Raw genomic sequence first — 16,973 nt, 5'->3', positions numbered from 1 at the left:
TAAAATCGTGAGATATAGAATGGTAAACCGTAGATCATTTTTGGCATCCCTTGCAGCTAGTTCAATCTTATCACCTAGTGAAGTCTTCGCGGCAAAGAAAAAAATCGAGCCGCGTGTTAATCTCAAAAAAAATGTGGTCCTTATTAATTTAGACTTAGGTCTTTATGGGCCAAACTTTCGTGACGGCGGTGCTTCTAGTAAGTATATGACCGAGCACTTTTCAGAGTTTAAAGGACAAATGACCTATTTCGATGGTATTTCTCAGCCAGGGATGGGAGGAGGACATGAATGCCAGCATGCGACGTTTACGGCATTGAAATACGAGCATAGAGAGCACTATCCAGAGAAATTGATGATGAGCTTGGATCAAGTTATTGCAGACGGATCAATTCAGGAAACGCGTCACAAATATCTATATCATAAGCTCAATAGAAGTGGTAATCATATGTCTTGGAACCGTTTTGAGCAACCGATGATTTCTATTGATGGAGCCAACAGCCTTTATGAAACACTTTTTTCACGATCTGATACACGTTTAGATAAGGCCCGCATTAGAAGAGAGCGTGACATCTTGTCGACTTTAGCACGTAATTTACGTCGTTTTTGGCGCGGTAACCCACAAGAGGAGACCATGAAGGCCTCGCTTGATTATCACTTAGCGGTCTTAGATGAACGTGAAAAATGGCTTAAGGTCTCAAAACCTTATCAAAAGAAAGCCTTTGCCGAAAATGAAGAAAATCAACCGATCCCCTCTTGTGATAATAATTTCCAATTAATCTATGATGCTTTGGAAAGAGAGCAGACAAAAATTGCTATTGTACAGTTTGGTCCCTGGGCATTGCAACAAGGCTTGCCGGGTGTAGAACTGGGCCATCATGGCAATACACACCATGGTAATTACTCTGAGCGCATACGTGGATTAGAAATCATTGATGCGGGAGTCTTAACGGGAGTTAAAAACTTTCTGCATAAACTGCAAGAAGGTGGGCTTTACGATGATACAGTTGTGTTATTTCACTGCGGCATGGCGAATGCCTGTCATCACGATAATAAACGTGCTCCAGCCTTCCTCTTCGGTGGTGGATTCCAGCATAAAGAATCAATTGCCTGCTTAGATGGTAAAGAACACATTTATACTACATCAAATATGTTTTCTTCTATCTTAAAACAAATTGGTTTTTCAAATCCCAGTTTTCAGAACGATTCGAAAATTGTTGAAGAACTTTTTAAGGCTTAAGATTAGATGAATATCGATGATAATAGTGAGGGAGCTAATACTCCGGAAAGTGGCTTACGTTTAACTCGCGAGCAGAAGGATACACTCAAAGCTAGACTCGACTACCTCGAACAGCTCGAAGCCGATTTGGCAGCAGGAAAAATAGAGGGTGACGAGACGGAAAAATTGTTAGAGCAAACCTTATTTGAAATCGATGAGATCATGAAAGAGGGTGAGGCACAGACTGATGGTGTTCGGGAGGTGTCAGTTGAACTAACTTCCATTCAAGAAGTACCCTCAACGCCAGGTACAGAAAATAAGGATTTTATCGCACAAAACGCTTTGTCATCAGCTACGAATTCGAGCCGGCATTCAGATCTAAAAATTCAATTGCATGAAGACCTACCTAGTGTAGACCACAAGAATTCCAAAGAGAGTGCTCAGCAGACTTTACAAGAGGCGCGTGTCTTATCTCCCCAAGATGGGGGTAACAAAGCCAGTGTCGAAAATTTAAACTGGGATGAACTCAATAATTTAAAACGCGTTAAACCGCTAGAGAATGAATCTAAAGCTAAACTTCTAGCGAAAGCTTCGGAAGCAAAAAGTGCTCAAGAGAATAAGTCGCCAGAAGTAGGAAAACAGACAACAGAGACCAAGACAAAAAAGAAAACGAATAAAGGGAAAATAAAAGCCAAGCAAAAAATGCGCGTGCCGACTAATCGTCCTAAAATTCAAAAGAAGAAAAAATTTCCACTTGCTACCTTAGTATGCCTGCTAGTACTAGCAGGCCTCGGCTTCTACTATCAAGAGATTATTGATTATGTGAAACAGCAGCAGGCCGAACTCGCAGAAAAAAATAAGCCCAAAGCTGTAAAGAAAAAAGAAGTAAAACCTAAGCCTAAAGTGATTGTCAAAAAAGTTGAGCCAGTAAAGAAGGAAGAAGCTAATCTTGATGAGAAAGCGATCAACTTTTTTCAGCCTGAAGAAAATGATATGTTCAAAGGCGAATTGAGCCACTTTAGTTTTAACGAAACACTCAAGACTAAGTGTGTGAGCTGTCATGGTGCGGAAGGCAAAGAAGTTGAAGGGGATTTTAATATCGCTAGATTAATGCAATCCAAGTCACTCAATTCAAAAGCCTGGGCAAAGGTCTATCGCAGTATCAATAAAGGGGAGATGCCTCCGCCGGTAGAAGATGAACCCGATTCAATTCCCTTAGAAAAAGAAGAGCAAGAACTGGTTTTAGCTTCCATTAAAATGATGTTTGATGACCTCAAAGAAGGCATGACCACACGAGTTTTGACTCCATATGAAATTCAAAATACTATGGGTGATTTGTTTGATATTGATTATGAGCAGTACAACCCGCTAAAAACTTTGTATCAATCTTATTCAGATAGCAAATATTATTCACATCAGCGCAATATTTTGAGTCCGCATTATATCAGTCGTTATTACAATATTCTCTACGATGTCTTACAGAGTTTCATTGGTTTGCGTCCGCAAGTTGATCCCCTCGATATGATTGTGAAATTTCCTTCTCAGGGCTTCAGTTGTGTCGAGTTTAAAAAATTAGAGGAAACCCATTTGCGATGGCCGCAATACAAACCCCGTCTTTATAGTTCGATCTACTTCGAAGATATCACCGAGCGTAAAAAAACGAAACAAGATCGTTATCTAGACAATAATGATAATGAATTAGTCAACAAAGAATTAGCAGAAAGAGTCTTGCCTCCTGGCACTTATACTTTGCGCTTTAAGGCAAGCAATGAAAATATGAATATGAGTAAAATTACCGAGAGTAAGTACGGTAAAGAACTTGTGTCACTCTATGAAAAATTCTTTGAGGAAAACGAAAATCTTGTCATGCCAGTAAAGTTTTATCTAGAGCCCCCAGGCGTATCTGATCCCTTTGCCAAATTGAGGTATTTAGAGACGATCGAAATTTCATCGGAAGGTGAATACGCTATTGAGTTCACGATTAAGCGTCAATCGGCCTTGGCCTATAGTCTGGATTGGAAAAGCTTACCCAGCTTAAGAAGAATTGGCTACCTGAGTGCCTTAAACAAACACGGAGATAAGTTAGAACTTAAACATATTGAGAAAGAGACACCCCTCTTCACTAAAGAAAAGTATGATTTTCCGATGGTTAAGTTTTCTAATATGACTTTGGAAGGTCCTTACGATGTGGTACTTAACCCCATGTCTTTTGACGAAAGGACGAAAATTAACGATATGGAAGTGAGAGAAAAATTTAAGTACTTGCATGCTTTTAATGGCATGAACTTTAATGTGATTTACACCTACATGTTCAGGGATCTAAGAAAAGAAAAAATGAAAATGGAAGATGCCTACCGCAATACGATGATCAGCTTCTTTTTGTCGCCGCGTTTCTTAATCATTGACTCAGCAGCCAAAACCCTTCAAGATAAATTGCGTTATAGCTCTTATGTGACTCATAAGTCAGCCCCAAATGCGGAGTTCGCAGAAAAATATACGGAAGCCGTAAAGAAAAAAGATCATAAGAGCTTTGGGGATTGGTTAATTAAGAATGACCGTTTCCGTCGTTTCTCTAATGCCTTCACTTATCAGTGGTTAACTCTAGGTCAAATTGACAATAACTTGCCAGATGAAGGTAAGTTCAAAAATTACTACAGGGATAACATGCAGTCCTATCAGCAACAAGAAGTTGAGATGTTCATGATGAACATGTTCCGCAATAACCGTCCTGTCACAGATTTGGTTAATGCAGATTATGCTTTTTTGAACAGAGATCTCATGAAACTCTATCGTTTTTCATTGAAAAATGCACCAGACTCAGGCGTGTTCATGCAGGTCGATGCTTCGAAATCTGAGCGTGGTGGAATCTTGACTTCAGGAGCTTTTCTGACAGCAACCAGTAATGGCGTTGATCCTCTGCCACTGCGTCGTGCTGCGTGGATTTCGGAGAATATTCTCGATTCGCCTTTACCTTCTCCTCCGGATGTCGATGTCGATGAGTTTGAGAATCACGAAGGAGGCAAAACTTTACGTGAGCGCTTAGAGGTGCACGCAAAGAATCCTGCTTGTCATTCTTGCCATAAACGTTTGGATTCCTTGGCGATTATTATGGATAAATACGATTCGATTGGTCATTACAATGACAAGTTCTCCCCGGCACCAGTGCAAATTAACGACCAAAAAATCACCGATATCAGCGCGCTTAAAGAGTACTTAAGTACTCATTCAAAACCCATGGCTCGAGCCTTTACCAAAAAGCTTATTAGTTTCATGTTAGGTCGTGAACCGGGTGTCCAAGATGAAGCAAAACTCGATGAAATTTTGAATGCCACGGAAGCTGAGGGCTATCGAACTGGCGATTTATATGCGGAAATACTAAAACACTATTTTTTATAAATTTTAAAAAAAGCTTCGTCTTTTATAATCTTTCGACGTCTTATAGTTAAACAGTTAATTATAAGGACCAATATGAAAGCGATACCATTAGATTTAGTATGGAAAGAATATCATCTAAGTATTAGACGGTTTTTACATTCTAAAATTTCCAACTCCGATGATGTGGATGATTTACTTCAAGAAATCATGATAAAAACTCAGAAGGGAATCGAGTCTTTACATTCCGTCAATAAACTCAAGCCCTGGCTTTTTCAGTTGGCGAAAAATAGCATTATTGATTTTTATCGTAAAAAATCTAGGACCCCACAAGTCGAGTTTTTGGATTTTCTGACTGAAGATAAAAATGATTATAATGAAGTGGAGCAAGATCTTGCCCAATGCGTATTGCCCTTTATTGAATTGCTAGATCAAGAAGATCGCGATTTATTGCTTGCGATTGATATAAATGGGCAATCACAAAAAGACTATGCATTACAGCATGAGATAGCTTATTCCACCTTTAAATCTCGCCTTAAGAAGGCGCGTTTAAAATTGCGCACGAGTTTTGAGGACTGCTGTGAATTTTCCTTTAATCCACAAGGAAAAATAATTGATTATGCTCAAAAAGAAGACTAAAAATACTCTGAATAATAATTTAAGGAATAAAAAGCATGTCTAAATCAACATACCTAAACGACGAGAGATTTGAACTTCAAAATAACGCCACTCACATTCAACATGCGCCTCGAGTTCTCATTTTATACGGATCACTACGCGAGCGCTCCTATTCAAAGCTCTTGGCAGAAGAAGCCGCTAGAATTCTAGAATATATGGGTGCCGAAGTTAAGCTATTTGACCCAATAGATTTACCTATCTACGATTCAGAAAAGAATCTAGAGCATCCCAAAGTACAAGAGTTACGAAATTTGAGCCTATGGTCAGAAGCACAAGTTTGGTCCTCTCCAGAATTGCATGGCAATATGTCGGGCTTAATGAAAACGCAAATTGATTGGATTCCACTTAGTATAGGCGCCGTTCGTCCCACCCAGGGAAAAACATTGGCTTTGATGCAAGTGAGTGGCGGTTCGCAAAGCTTCAATACACTTAATAACATGCGCGTTTTGGGCCGTTGGATGCGGATGTTCACGATTCCAAACCAATCATCGGTGGCGAAGGCTTATCAGGAGTTCGAAGAAGATGGAAGCATGAAGGATTCATCTTATCGTGATCGTGTTGTTGATGTGATGGAAGAGCTCATGCGCATGACATATATTTTACGAGAGCAAGCTGAATTTTTGGTGGATCGCTATAGCGAGCGTAAAGATAAAATAGTTTTAGATGCTTCGATTAATTAAATAGAACTAAAACAGTGATTTTTCCTCTTTAGAAAAATTAACTCATCTAGTGGGGGGCGTGGCCCTACTATGTTTAGGGATGAAATCATTATGCATCATTATGAAAACGACATAATTTCTCTCATTTACATATCCACCTAAAAGAATGTACTAGTGTTAGAACTCTGGGGAATTAATTGCCTATAATAATTTACTGAGCACCCTGAGTTCCATAGATCTCTGACCAAGATTCAGTTCTAGTCCAGTCATAAACCTTGACGTGACCATCTAAAAAACTGATGGGAACTTTTGTTTGATGGCGAGTACTGGCCAACATATCATACCAAACATTTCCGGCTCCCAGATTTAAAAACTCAAGTAGGTTTGACCTACCATAATTACTAATATAGCGCCCCGCCCACATTTCTTGAGCATCATTAAAAACATAAGTTTTGTTAGTATCTTTAATTGCCCCAATATCATTTAAAATAGATGATGTGGCTCCCTCGCGTGAAAATAAACCTCCATTACAGCCATAGGAATTAGTCGCATTATATTGTAGTCCCGAATCCCAAAAAGCAGTCTTATTAGGCTGAGGATCACTCTCCTCAGTACATATAAAAGGTTTCATTCTACCAGCGTCTGATGCACTGGTCTCTAAAGCAGCTTTACTTGAATAATCCAAATCTACCCCAAGATATGTCGCAGCATTTTCAACATAACCAATGGGGTTATTATCTACTAACAAAGAGTTATCCACATCTGGACCAGGATTTGCCCATGTTCCACTATGGCGATATCCAGGAGGAGTTTGATTGTCATAATCATCCGCAAACATAAAAATAGCTTTAGTAAATTGTCCCACTTGGGATGAACAAGTCACAATGCGAGCCGACTGCCTAGCCTTCTTCAAACTAGGTAATAACAAAGATGCTAAAATTGCGATAATCGCGACAACGACGAGAAGTTCAATGAGTGTGAAACGATTTTTTATCATAAATTTCATCCCGGATTTTCATTAATATATATAAAGGTACGGTGATGATTAAATTTTTTTGACAAAAAAATTAATTTTAATCTCTTAAAGTACTCAAATACAAAAGTTTATCAGAAAGCTAAGGGAGAATAGCGCATGATTTTTATTTGCTCGTGAAAACGCTATTTCCCTGTAAATGAGAAGCTACTGCTACAACTTTCCTGAAAATATTCATAGGGGCGCATCCACTGAGCATTATTATGAAAAGCCGTCCAAGGTAAGACAGAGACGTGACCATCGGTAAACGAATGGACTAGTTTATAGTTGTTATCATGGCGTACTGAAATCGACCACTCCCAGCCTTTGTTGAAAAGACCCCATGTACGTCCAGAAGCATTTTGGATAGTCTCAGTCGGATTGTGGATACTCGATATTTTGTAGCCTTGATCACTGGTTTGTGGGCCTTGGTTTTCATTGTCTCTAGTTAAATGAGAATTAAAACCATAGTTATGCATTTTCGCACCCGCAGTACCGAAATCAGTTGACTCGGCGCATTCTAGAGAATTTTGAGAAAAGCCGTAGTCAATCGCTAGTAATGCATTGAGATTGGCATGTCCTGTATCAGTTGCTTTATTTTCATTATTGTTATTAAAATATTGACGATTATAAAGTTGAGTAATGCCGGGATAGCGTTGCTCATTATCATCAATGAAAAACAGTGTGCCCTTATAAAGGCTAGACATATTGTTCACACAAATGGTTGTCCGAGCTTTGGCTCTAGCTTTACCTAATGCAGGTAGAACAAATGAAGGGAGTATGCCGATGATGGCAATAACTACCAATAATTCTATTAGACTGAACTTAAACTTTTTCATAATTATATCCTTAATTTTACTATCGTACGAATAAGGCCTGTATGTAAGTGACAGACTGAAAAAAAATCTTATAATTTATTTTTATTTGTAACCTTTTTGTCGAATTGGAAGTACCTGAAGTAGCAACTTAAAAAGGAGATAGAAATGAAAAAATTACTTAGTCTTTTATTATTATTAACAAGTGGACTGCAAGCCGAAGAAATTCATCGTTCTTTTAGTCCTAAAACTAAACTCATCTTAAAAGCGGATATGGAAGCTTTGCGAGCAGTTCCGGAATTAAATAAACTCTTCAATAATCGCCATGGTGAAAAGTTTAGGGGGATGATCTCCAATTTTGTTGGAGTTGAGCTCCAAAAAACTCAAACCCTATGGATGGGCGCCTTGGAGAAACACCAAGCCGTCATCGTTTTGGAGGGTGATTACGATGTGAAAAAAATTCAAAATGCCTGTGAAATGCATGGCCTTTTTGAAAAGATTGATAATACAGATGCAGTTTTTATTGTTAATATCCCGGATAAGAAAAAGTCTGGAAAGATTAATCAATTAGCTGTAATTGACGACGGAATGTTGGTTTTTGGGCCACCTCAATACATTCAAGCTTACCTAAAAGCTTATTTTGAAGAGCAAGACCTCATGACTGAAGCTAAGTTGCAAAAAACAGATAGTCTCGCTTATGATTCGGGCTTAATGCATGCCGTGGTGCTCGAACATGATAAGAAATGTAAAAATAACCCTTTGCTTAAGCAACTCAGCGCCATGGAGTTTAAGGTGGCTTATGAGCAAGATTTTAAATTATCGCTGATGATGAAAAGTGAAAATAAAGAAGTATTAACACCCTTAAAACAAATGATAGAAGGTTTAATCGGTCTCGGCCAGCAAATGACTTTGCCTAAAGTTCCCCCCATGATGAAAGATGAGCTTTTAGGGCAAGCCAAAGTATCAATTAATGATGATCAAATAAATATTAATACTCAATTAAGCGCTCAAATTATTCAGAATTTGTTGAATGTCCTTGTATACTAAGAGTCTATGAATGAACAAAGCGACAGCCAACTGATCAAATCAGCTCTAAAGGGTTCTCAGGAATCCTTTCGACTGATCGTTTTGCGATATCAGCAAATTGTCTTTGCCGCCTGTTATGGAATTTGCAAAAACTCTTCTGATGCTCAGGACGCAGCACAGGAGACATTTATTCGCTTCCACAAACATATTCAGCAATTCGATACTTCTCGATCGCTCAAACCTTGGTTGCTCACGATTGCCATGAACTGTAGTCGTAGCTTAGTGAAAAAGGCAGTGATTAACAAGAAATTAAAAGAAAGTGCCGAGCTAGAAGAAGCCTGTGCCAAAGAAATGCCAGGGAAGGAATTGAGCCGTCAAGAAAAGCATCAGGCAATACGAGAAATGGTGACCCAGCTACCAGATTCTTTAAGAGAAATTTGTTCCCTCTTTTATTTGGCGCAATGCACTTGTAAAGAAATTGCAGGAATCTTGAATACCAGTGAAAATAGTGTAAAGGTGGGCTTGTACCGAGCACGTAAAAAACTCTTGGAAAATGGCATAGGCCAATGGAGGTCTGTATGAAAGAGAAGTATCACAAAGACTTGATCTATGAATATGATTCAGTCGATGAGAAGATCCTCGATGAACTTATCAAAGAAGAAGTAAATGTCGAACAATGGCAGGACTTACAGGAGATGGAAAATCTTCTCAAGACTTGTGCACCAGAATTGAGCGACGATTTTACGACAGCGATTATGGATCAAATTGAGTCCTCCGAAAAGACAAAATCCAACAAGGCCTTTTACCTTTTGGCTAGCCTGATTTTATTACAGGCTATTTTTCTCGTTTTTCACGTAGAAATCATGAGTTTTGAATGGGATCTAACAATTTTGACAGAGCGTTTTGATAGCGTCTCGCTGCCTTCTCTACTCAGTGATGAGCATGCTGCATGGGGCTATATTTTCAGTGAATCATTGTCTTATGCATTCGAGATTTTAATTATTATTATCTGTATGGTCGCACTAGCCTATAAAACTTTAAGTGAGGAAAAACATGTTTGATATATCGACGCCATTATTACTTAGCATTAGTAAAGCAGAAAAAAGCTTTTATGAGGTGGGCGCGCTGGGGGTTTTTATTTTTTGTTGCTTAATTTTGATCATTGCCCTAAGTGCCTGCTTTGGGGTTTACACCGTTTTAAGAACTCAAAGTGTGTTGCGTGGGAGTCGCGACCTCAATCAATTGACAGGGCGTTTATTTCTCCAGGGAATCATGACTTATGTGGTTTTTATACTGGCCATTTTTATGAGTAAAAAGCTGCCCATGGATAAATGTTTACTGTGTTTGCCAATCCTTATTTTTTATATTTACCTGCTGCTTCATGGCTTCACTAGCCTTTGCCACTGCATAGGAGAAAAAATCCTCAGTAATATCAATAGCCCACGACTTGGTTCGGCATTTTACGCAGTCATCTATGCTAGTATCGCTCTTTTACTGATTGGCTGCATCCCCTTTCTAGGTTGGGGGCTCTTAGCCGTAATGACCATCCCAGCTTTGGGAGTGTCCGTTCAGAAACTCCTAGTTAAGGCAGAATAAAATTAAAAAGAGGGGCGTTTTTGTACGCTTAGTGCGTTAACTCTCACGGTGCTCGAACCGCTGTTATGCAGACGAAGTTTGAGTTCAGGAACCTCGGAACTAGAGATTTTTGCGTAGGTAGCATATTTTTGTTGAGATTGTAAAACGTAGCGATAGTCGTGATTGTTTAGAGCGAGCCATTGACCATCTTTTAGATATTCGAGTACTAGTTGGCTATTAGTTTTTTCACTAGAGAAATTATAATTAATTTCCACTTCACTATAACGATCAAGGTTCGATATCAATATTTGGCTTTCTCCAGGCTTAAGAGCTTTTTGGCTAGGAGCTTTTATGTTTTGCCAATCGACGTCTGCAGCAAGGCGCATACCATCTAAGAACAAGATTGCAGGCTTATCGAAAGTGATACTGATCGCAAACTTGGTGTTTTTACCAAAGCCTTTGGAGGGAGCTTCAAATTTACGCTTTTGCTCATTGAAGAATTTAGAGAGCTTATCTTTTTCGAGGCTGTGCCATTGCCGACCATCATGATATTCCAAACTGAATTTACCTGTAGGCGGACTTGTTTTCTTTCTCTTTTCAGCTCTTGCATTGAGTTTGTCTTCTTGGCTTTTTTTACCCTTGCTTTTTTTTGCTTTCGGTGGCTGAGGAGCTGCGAGATTGAAGGCAAATTCAATAGATTTGAATTGTGAGGCATCAAAAGTTTTTGCCGTTTCAAAGCGTAGAGTTTTACTTTCTTTAACTTCAAATTTGATGGTTCCTGGGCCCAGTTCTTTACTCCCACCCGTTTGACTTAAACTAATGCCAGGAGCTGAGCTATTCCAAATTCCACTATCTTTTTCAAACATGGTGTTATCGAGAACCAATTTCCCATCAAGAGGATCGTAGTGAGCACGGCGTGCATAGTTAGGATCACTCATGCGAGTCGCTTTATCTGCATCAATGGCTTTGAAAGTTTCTGCACGAGCAGTAGCGGAATCCGGATTTCGTAGTGCAGCTAAAGCTATGTGGTCACCACTGATTTGGGCTTCCTGAATCATTGTTTTGCGAATTTCGCTAAGTTTGTCTTTGTAGGCGGGATCATTAACAAGGTTGTTGAAGCATGAGGGGTCATTTTTGATGTCGTAGAGTTCGTGTGGGACGCGGTATTCGAGCTTATTGATCCAAGCTGTAGCAAGGGGATCATTTTCCGGGCTTTGTTGAGCCGCTTTGAAAAGGCTCCAAGCGAGGGTTCCAGTAGAAACTGAACCAAACTTGCTTTCTCCGTCATGCCAAGCATTGATGATATAAAGAAAGCCATCCTTACTTTGGAGTGCACGGGCTTTATTTCGGTCATTTTGTTGTATGTAGACGAAGGGGCGCCAATTAGGGATTTTTTGGCCTTTAATCATGGCGAGGAAACTACGACCATCAAGATCGGCAGGAATGGGGAGATTGAGCATATCATAAAAAGTGGGAAGCAAGTCAATGGAGCCAATGACTTCAGAATCATTTATCGTACCCGCTTTAGTAACACCCGGCCAAGAGACAAATAAAGGAGAGTGAGTGCCCTCCTTATAGAGAGTCGTTTTACCACCAGGTAGTTCAGCACCGTGATCTGAGATTAGTACAAATACGGTTTTTTCAGTGATGCCAGCTTCATCAAAAGCGCGTAGCATTTGTCCAATAGAGTCGTCGGCACGTTTAACTGTATTGTAGTAAGCGGCTACTTCTTCCATGATATGAATGTCTTTGACGCCGCGCTTTGTTCTTCCCGTTTTTGCGTTCTCCGCAAGAAGTGGGAACCAAGAAGGGTAGGGGACTTCTTCTGGTGTATAAATACGGCTTGGGTGGTTCTCTTTTTCTTTTACAGTTCCCGCTGTTCTCGACCAACCATACCAACCCACATGTGGGTCGTATATATTCAGATTAAAGAAGAGTGGTTTGCCAAGTTTTGCGGAGTTCGCAATCGCTTCTTTAGTTTTTGCATAAACTTTATCGGGGTACTTTGTTGAACCGTAACCTTCGTATTCTACATCAAAACCGGTGTAGGGATCAAAAGGGTTGTGATGCGAGTTTTTGCCCATGATTCCCGTGTGGTAGCCAGCGTCGCGAAATGCGCTTGGAATTGTGTTGCGAATAATTTGATTTCCCGCTCCTGCTTTGCCGAGAGAAAATATTTTATTGTGTTGCTGGTACATGCCCGTCATCATTAAGGCCCGAGAGGGGATGCAATTACTCGCTTGAACGTGAAAGCCTTCGAAACGCATGCCACTATTGGCTATACGATCCATATGGGGTGAAATATCCGGTACTTTACAGCCGTTAACTCCTAGGCTTTCGTAACTAAGGTCATCGAGAGTGATGAACACCACATTGAGTTTTGTTTTGTCGAGGGTGTCGCCATAAACTAGGCAGGTAAAAAAGAGTATTGATGTGAAGAAAGCTTTCATTAAGTGTGTCCCATTTTTTCTACTATAAATCACACTACGTTACCAAATTGGATGAACTAACAAATAAAATTTAGTTTGTTGGCTCATAAATATGTTTATTGGCAATTTTTTTATCATGATGGGTTCATTTTTTTTGAAAAGTATGAGTTGTCACAGAAAACAACTAAGGGTCTTATATGATAAGACTAATCACTTTTATTCTGGATTCTTAGTCCATTGTAGTGTGGACCAAGGTTTTTATTACTTACATGTTCTCCCTTGGTAACACTTGGTCAGCTATCAAAGATGATCTCTGCTTTTGTGGGCAATATTCCCAGTCGTGAAATAGATATTCGCAAGTGGTCTGAACCAGAAGCTTACGCCGCAGAGAACCCCAAGAAGAAAAAGACTAAAAAGAAATAATAGACCTCAGACTTTTTAGAGCTTATGGCAAAAAAAATCCGCAGGGACAAATCTGCGGATTTTTTTATAAAGTTAATTCACTTTAGAAAGGAATGTTGACCCAGCCAGTATCGGGATCGTTGCCGAAGGCATCGAGTCCAATAAATACTTCATATGAGTGTGTGCAGTAACGCCCACGGTAAGGGCTCTGAAGATGGTCAGGGAGTTGGATTTCTGTGGTCCATTCGTATTCTTGGCCATCTTCGAGTTCTTGAGCACCAGAAATGACTTGCTCCATTTCATAAGTCTCGTGTTGCTTGCGAACATTTTCGTGAGTTTTTTCTTTATCGCCGTCGCCATCTTTGTCGTGGTAGTCCACATCATCAACATTGATTTCTTCGATGCCACGTAATTTTAGGTATACCTTTTCAATCTTTAGATCGGATTTAGCTAATGCTCTGATATGAAGACTAATTGGCTCACCAAATTTTGCTTCTCCAAATGAAACATTAACTTCGGCTGCACCACCTGTGACGACATTAACTGCCGATTTAATTTTATCGAAAAACCCCATGTTTTTCCTCCTTTTTTACATTTTGTTTAAGCAGACTTTTTAGTCTGAGTTTCAAAATATTGTTCAGAGAGAAATCAAGCAAATGAAAACGCACCTGCTGATGAGAGATTTATACCAAAAATATTCTTGAGGTAAACCTTGAGAGGGATGAGCTTTAATTATCTGAAGATTTAGCTTGGTCTTTGACTTCATCGAGGCGATCGCGATACTTGTCCTTTGCTAAGGCTTGCATGTCTTCAACCGTGTCGCGCTCATCAAGGATTTCGATGCCGAGTAAAGTTTCTATGGCATCTTCTAAGCTAACGACGCCCGCAGTTTGACCAAATTCATCCTCAACAAGAAAAAGATGAGACTTCTTTTTAGTAAAGAGATCTAAAAGCTTGTGGACGGAAAGCTTTTCTGAAACACGAAAAATGGGGTTCGCTAGTTCATTAAGAGAACTGCTCCCTTGTCCTTTACGTTCGGCCTCAAAGAGATCGGCACGAGTGACTTTGCCCGTAATATTATCAGTCGTTTCAGTATAAAGTGGGATGCGGCTGAAATTTGCTGTGTTTGGGTCGTCGAGAGCTTGCGTAACCGTGAGCGATTCATCGAGCATGTGAACGACTGTTCTTGGAGTCAGGATCTGTTCGGTAGTTTTATCTCTAAGATTGAGGAGGTTCGATATGTAATCATTTTCCTGGGTGAAGAGAGAGCCGCCTTTGTGGCTCAGTGAGGCCATGGCAATGATTTCTTCGCGAGTGATTTTGTTTTCTTTCTTTCCGCTCAAGATTTTGGTGAGAAAAGTAGAAACTAAAACGAGGGGGTAGACTAAATAGATGAGGTAAGAAATTAATTGTGCTGAGGGAACTGCCAATTGCTGCCAGAAAGTTGCACCAAGTGTTTTTGGGATGATTTCGGATAGGTATAAAATCGCGAGGGTAAGTAATACGGCGATGAGGCTTTCCCACTTCTGACCAAAGATTTGTACGGCTTGAGAACCAACCCCAGCGGCACCAATGGTATGAGCGAAAGTATTGAGGATCAAAATACTGGAAAGGGATGAGTCCATACGCCCTTTGACTTTTACTAGTCGTGCAGCAGCGGCAGGTTTTTCCGTTTTCATTTTCTCAACAAAACTGGGTGTGATTGAGAGTAGTACGGCTTCGAGTATAGAGCAAAGGAAAGAAACGCCAATAGCAATGGCAAGGTAAGTAAAAAGTAAGGTCATGAGTTTCGTTGGATAAGTTTTAATAGTCCCTATAAAATAGCGGAGTCTTAAAAATCTTCACCGCTAGTCCCTCTGAGATTAGACAAATAGTCTAGAATAACTACCGCACCCCAGTGCTTTAGTATTGCGAGGATCGCAAAACAAAGCTCTATTGCAGTATTGATATTTACTTGGAGGTAGGAGTCACTCACACAACACAGCCCCCACTATTTTTACAAAAGTGCTTCGTCCACTTTTGATGCGGAGCCTGTCTGATTCCTGATTCCAAACTCCTTAACTACAAATCATCCAAAGGACTTCTCGTCCCCGACTTATTCAAACTCAATACATGTGTATAAATTTGCGTCGTACTTATATCTTCATGCCCCAACAATTCCTGAATCGTTCTCAAATCCGTCCCACCCTCCAGTAAATGAGTCGCAAAACTATGCCGTAGCGTATGCACCGTACAATATTTATGAATACCGACTCTTTGACATATTTCTTTCAATTCTTTAACCAAACCATGCCCTAAGCGATGATGCCTACGTTGAACTTTTTCTTTCTTCATTGGGTCAAAACTTCTTTGTCGCGCAGGGAATAACCAGTACCACTTCCATTCTTTCCCCGCATTAGGATACTTTCTATTTAAGGCATCGGGAAGGTAAACGCCCTCTATACCATCCGCTATATCTTTTTCGTATAACTGTTTCACCTTCTTTAAATGCAAATCAATTTCATCTTTTAAATTTTCAGCTAATAAAGTCTGACGCGTCTTATCACCTTTGGCTTGATAAATATTTAAAGAACCTCTAATAAAATCTATATCCTTAACCCTCAACCTTAAACATTCATTTTTACGCAAACCTCCGCCATAGATCAACTTTAACATTAAACCACTCTCCCCCTTGAACTCAGATATCATATTCTTGATCTCTGCTCGACTTAAAACAACCGGGAGTTTTTCCTTTTTCTGAGATCTTAAGCTACCACTCACATCACCCAAATCTTCTAGAAAAACACTCTTAAAAAACAACACCAAAGCACATAAAGCTTGATTTTGAGTTGAACCCGATACCTTCTGATTCATTACCAAATATGATAAAAAATTTCTCACACTCTCAGAATCTTTTGCTTGATCTCCCGCATAAGCTAAATAACGCTCTATCCAAGACAAATAACTCTGAATTGTTCTATATGATTTTTTCTGTAAATTCATTACTCGCGAAAACTCTTGTAAGTATTCAATTTGTTCTTCACAAAGTACGGAATCCTGTCGACACTTATCTATTAAGCTGTTCAACTCTTCAGCACTATTGCCTGGCTCTTTCCCCGTTCGCCAATACCAATAAAGTTTTATCGCTTCTTCGGCCTGTTCTAACTGCCACTTTTCGACACGATTCATCAAACTATTTTTATACTGTTTCAGACATGTCATTTCATAAGGAGACTCACCCAGATCTCTTGAAAAATTCGCGTACTGCTTTACCCAGCCAATATAAAACTCAATATGTTTAGGATACACTCGCCCCTTTTGAACTAAAAACTTTTTAAATCCATCTAAAGTATTCATACATTTTCCTTATCTCACTTTATAAAACCTATGACAACTCTTTAATAAAAGCAAGTATTTAATAGCCATTTAATCCGCTCAAACCCCCTTGTATTTAGACGACACATTACAGCACCCATCAGTAAACTCCGAGTTATTCGACCTATTTTAGTCGATTTCCTCCAGTCCTCTTACAGGGACTTCGGGGTTATTCGACTAAACTCATTCAAAATTTGAATTATGAATTTCATATAATTATCCAATCTCATTCCAGCTAATCCGGAATAGCGACAAATTTTCACAGCTAAAATGTCGCTTTATTACAAGACTCTATTTACAATCATTACTACAATTATTATACTTAACTTAAATATCACTATGTAACAAAGGAGTCAGACAACACAATGTTAACAACACACACACTCAAAAACCACAAAAATATCCCAAGCGATATTTAGTCTACTAATACCATGT

The 16,973-nt window shown here is 39.5% G+C and carries 14 protein-coding genes; 8 read left to right on the top strand and 6 right to left on the bottom strand.

Annotation, left to right across the window (positions count from 1 at the left end; genetic code table 11):
- Positions 1-19 precede the first annotated feature (19 nt).
- The 4 genes from PQO01_RS19665 (at position 20) to arsH (ending at position 5,946) form a co-directional block, all read left to right on the top strand.
- The gene (locus PQO01_RS19665) at positions 20-1,237 is read left to right on the top strand and encodes a DUF1552 domain-containing protein (protein WP_274315933.1); all 1,218 of its coding nucleotides are present in this window, start codon (positions 20-22) and stop codon (positions 1,235-1,237) included.
- A 6-nt stretch (positions 1,238-1,243) separates the two neighbouring features.
- Positions 1,244-4,612: a DUF1588 domain-containing protein gene (locus PQO01_RS19660; protein WP_274315932.1), complete on the top strand. Its 3,369-nt coding sequence runs from the start codon at positions 1,244-1,246 to the stop codon at positions 4,610-4,612.
- A 72-nt stretch (positions 4,613-4,684) separates the two neighbouring features.
- Positions 4,685-5,227 carry an RNA polymerase sigma factor SigZ gene (gene sigZ / locus PQO01_RS19655; RefSeq protein WP_274315931.1) on the top strand — a complete coding sequence of 181 codons (543 nt, stop codon included), beginning with the start codon at positions 4,685-4,687 and terminating at the stop codon, positions 5,225-5,227.
- A gap of 35 nt (positions 5,228-5,262) precedes the next feature.
- Positions 5,263-5,946 carry an arsenical resistance protein ArsH gene (gene arsH, locus PQO01_RS19650; RefSeq protein ID WP_274315930.1) on the top strand — a complete coding sequence of 228 codons (684 nt, stop codon included), beginning with the start codon at positions 5,263-5,265 and terminating at the stop codon, positions 5,944-5,946.
- A 190-nt stretch (positions 5,947-6,136) separates the two neighbouring features.
- Here the strand turns inward: arsH and PQO01_RS19645 are convergent, their stop codons facing one another.
- Positions 6,137-6,922, bottom strand: a complete 786-nt coding sequence (locus tag PQO01_RS19645; protein WP_274315929.1) for a type II secretion system protein — start codon at positions 6,920-6,922, stop codon at positions 6,137-6,139.
- A 161-nt stretch (positions 6,923-7,083) separates the two neighbouring features.
- Positions 7,084-7,776: a type II secretion system protein gene (locus PQO01_RS19640; RefSeq protein ID WP_274315928.1), complete on the bottom strand. Its 693-nt coding sequence runs from the start codon at positions 7,774-7,776 to the stop codon at positions 7,084-7,086.
- A 144-nt stretch (positions 7,777-7,920) separates the two neighbouring features.
- Between PQO01_RS19640 and PQO01_RS19635 the strand changes: the two genes are divergently transcribed.
- From PQO01_RS19635 to PQO01_RS19620, 4 genes are read left to right on the top strand one after another with little or no spacing between them, the layout of a single operon-like run.
- Positions 7,921-8,799, top strand: a complete 879-nt coding sequence (locus PQO01_RS19635; protein WP_274315927.1) for a hypothetical protein — start codon at positions 7,921-7,923, stop codon at positions 8,797-8,799.
- A 6-nt stretch (positions 8,800-8,805) separates the two neighbouring features.
- Entirely contained in the window at positions 8,806-9,360 is a 555-nt protein-coding gene (locus PQO01_RS19630) for an RNA polymerase sigma factor (RefSeq protein ID WP_274315926.1), read from the top strand.
- Positions 9,357-9,839, top strand: coding sequence for a hypothetical protein (locus tag PQO01_RS19625; RefSeq protein WP_274315925.1), 483 nt, complete (start codon positions 9,357-9,359; stop codon positions 9,837-9,839). Before PQO01_RS19630 ends, PQO01_RS19625 begins: the two co-directional genes overlap by 4 nt.
- Positions 9,832-10,374, top strand: coding sequence for a hypothetical protein (locus tag PQO01_RS19620; protein WP_274315924.1), 543 nt, complete (start codon positions 9,832-9,834; stop codon positions 10,372-10,374). Before PQO01_RS19625 ends, PQO01_RS19620 begins: the two co-directional genes overlap by 8 nt.
- Positions 10,375-10,376: 2 nt before the next feature.
- Here PQO01_RS19620 and PQO01_RS19615 read toward each other — a convergent pair whose 3' ends face one another.
- The 4 genes from PQO01_RS19615 to PQO01_RS19600 all read right to left on the bottom strand — a co-directional run bounded on the left by PQO01_RS19615 (position 10,377) and on the right by PQO01_RS19600 (position 16,520).
- A complete protein-coding gene (locus tag PQO01_RS19615; RefSeq protein WP_274315923.1) occupies positions 10,377-12,803 on the bottom strand; it encodes a sulfatase-like hydrolase/transferase in 2,427 nt (808 codons plus the stop codon).
- Positions 12,804-13,287: 484 nt separating this feature from the next.
- Positions 13,288-13,758, bottom strand: coding sequence for a vacuolar protein sorting-associated family 26 protein (locus tag PQO01_RS19610; RefSeq protein WP_274315922.1), 471 nt, complete (start codon positions 13,756-13,758; stop codon positions 13,288-13,290).
- A gap of 154 nt (positions 13,759-13,912) precedes the next feature.
- Positions 13,913-14,968, bottom strand: coding sequence for a CNNM domain-containing protein (locus PQO01_RS19605; RefSeq protein ID WP_274315921.1), 1,056 nt, complete (start codon positions 14,966-14,968; stop codon positions 13,913-13,915).
- A gap of 277 nt (positions 14,969-15,245) precedes the next feature.
- The gene (locus tag PQO01_RS19600; protein ID WP_337994461.1) at positions 15,246-16,520 is read right to left on the bottom strand and encodes an integron integrase; all 1,275 of its coding nucleotides are present in this window, start codon (positions 16,518-16,520) and stop codon (positions 15,246-15,248) included.
- Between the last annotated feature and the right edge of the window lie 453 nt (positions 16,521-16,973).

Source organism: Lentisphaera marina (genome assembly GCF_028745505.1).
In the GTDB taxonomy this organism is placed as follows: Bacteria; Verrucomicrobiota; Lentisphaeria; order Lentisphaerales; family Lentisphaeraceae; genus Lentisphaera; species Lentisphaera marina.
This window is presented reverse-complemented; position numbering and strand designations above follow the sequence as displayed.

Coding starts and splice junctions, on each gene's coding strand:
- PQO01_RS19665 (WP_274315933.1), top strand. CDS start 20: ATGGTAAACCGTAGATCATTTTTGGCATCCCTTGCAGCTAGTTCAATC.
- PQO01_RS19660 (WP_274315932.1), top strand. CDS start 1,244: ATGAATATCGATGATAATAGTGAGGGAGCTAATACTCCGGAAAGTGGC.
- sigZ (WP_274315931.1), top strand. CDS start 4,685: ATGAAAGCGATACCATTAGATTTAGTATGGAAAGAATATCATCTAAGT.
- arsH (WP_274315930.1), top strand. CDS start 5,263: ATGTCTAAATCAACATACCTAAACGACGAGAGATTTGAACTTCAAAAT.
- PQO01_RS19645 (WP_274315929.1), bottom strand. CDS start 6,922: ATGATAAAAAATCGTTTCACACTCATTGAACTTCTCGTCGTTGTCGCG.
- PQO01_RS19640 (WP_274315928.1), bottom strand. CDS start 7,776: ATGAAAAAGTTTAAGTTCAGTCTAATAGAATTATTGGTAGTTATTGCC.
- PQO01_RS19635 (WP_274315927.1), top strand. CDS start 7,921: ATGAAAAAATTACTTAGTCTTTTATTATTATTAACAAGTGGACTGCAA.
- PQO01_RS19630 (WP_274315926.1), top strand. CDS start 8,806: ATGAATGAACAAAGCGACAGCCAACTGATCAAATCAGCTCTAAAGGGT.
- PQO01_RS19625 (WP_274315925.1), top strand. CDS start 9,357: ATGAAAGAGAAGTATCACAAAGACTTGATCTATGAATATGATTCAGTC.
- PQO01_RS19620 (WP_274315924.1), top strand. CDS start 9,832: ATGTTTGATATATCGACGCCATTATTACTTAGCATTAGTAAAGCAGAA.
- PQO01_RS19615 (WP_274315923.1), bottom strand. CDS start 12,803: ATGAAAGCTTTCTTCACATCAATACTCTTTTTTACCTGCCTAGTTTAT.
- PQO01_RS19610 (WP_274315922.1), bottom strand. CDS start 13,758: ATGGGGTTTTTCGATAAAATTAAATCGGCAGTTAATGTCGTCACAGGT.
- PQO01_RS19605 (WP_274315921.1), bottom strand. CDS start 14,968: ATGACCTTACTTTTTACTTACCTTGCCATTGCTATTGGCGTTTCTTTC.
- PQO01_RS19600 (WP_337994461.1), bottom strand. CDS start 16,520: ATGAATACTTTAGATGGATTTAAAAAGTTTTTAGTTCAAAAGGGGCGA.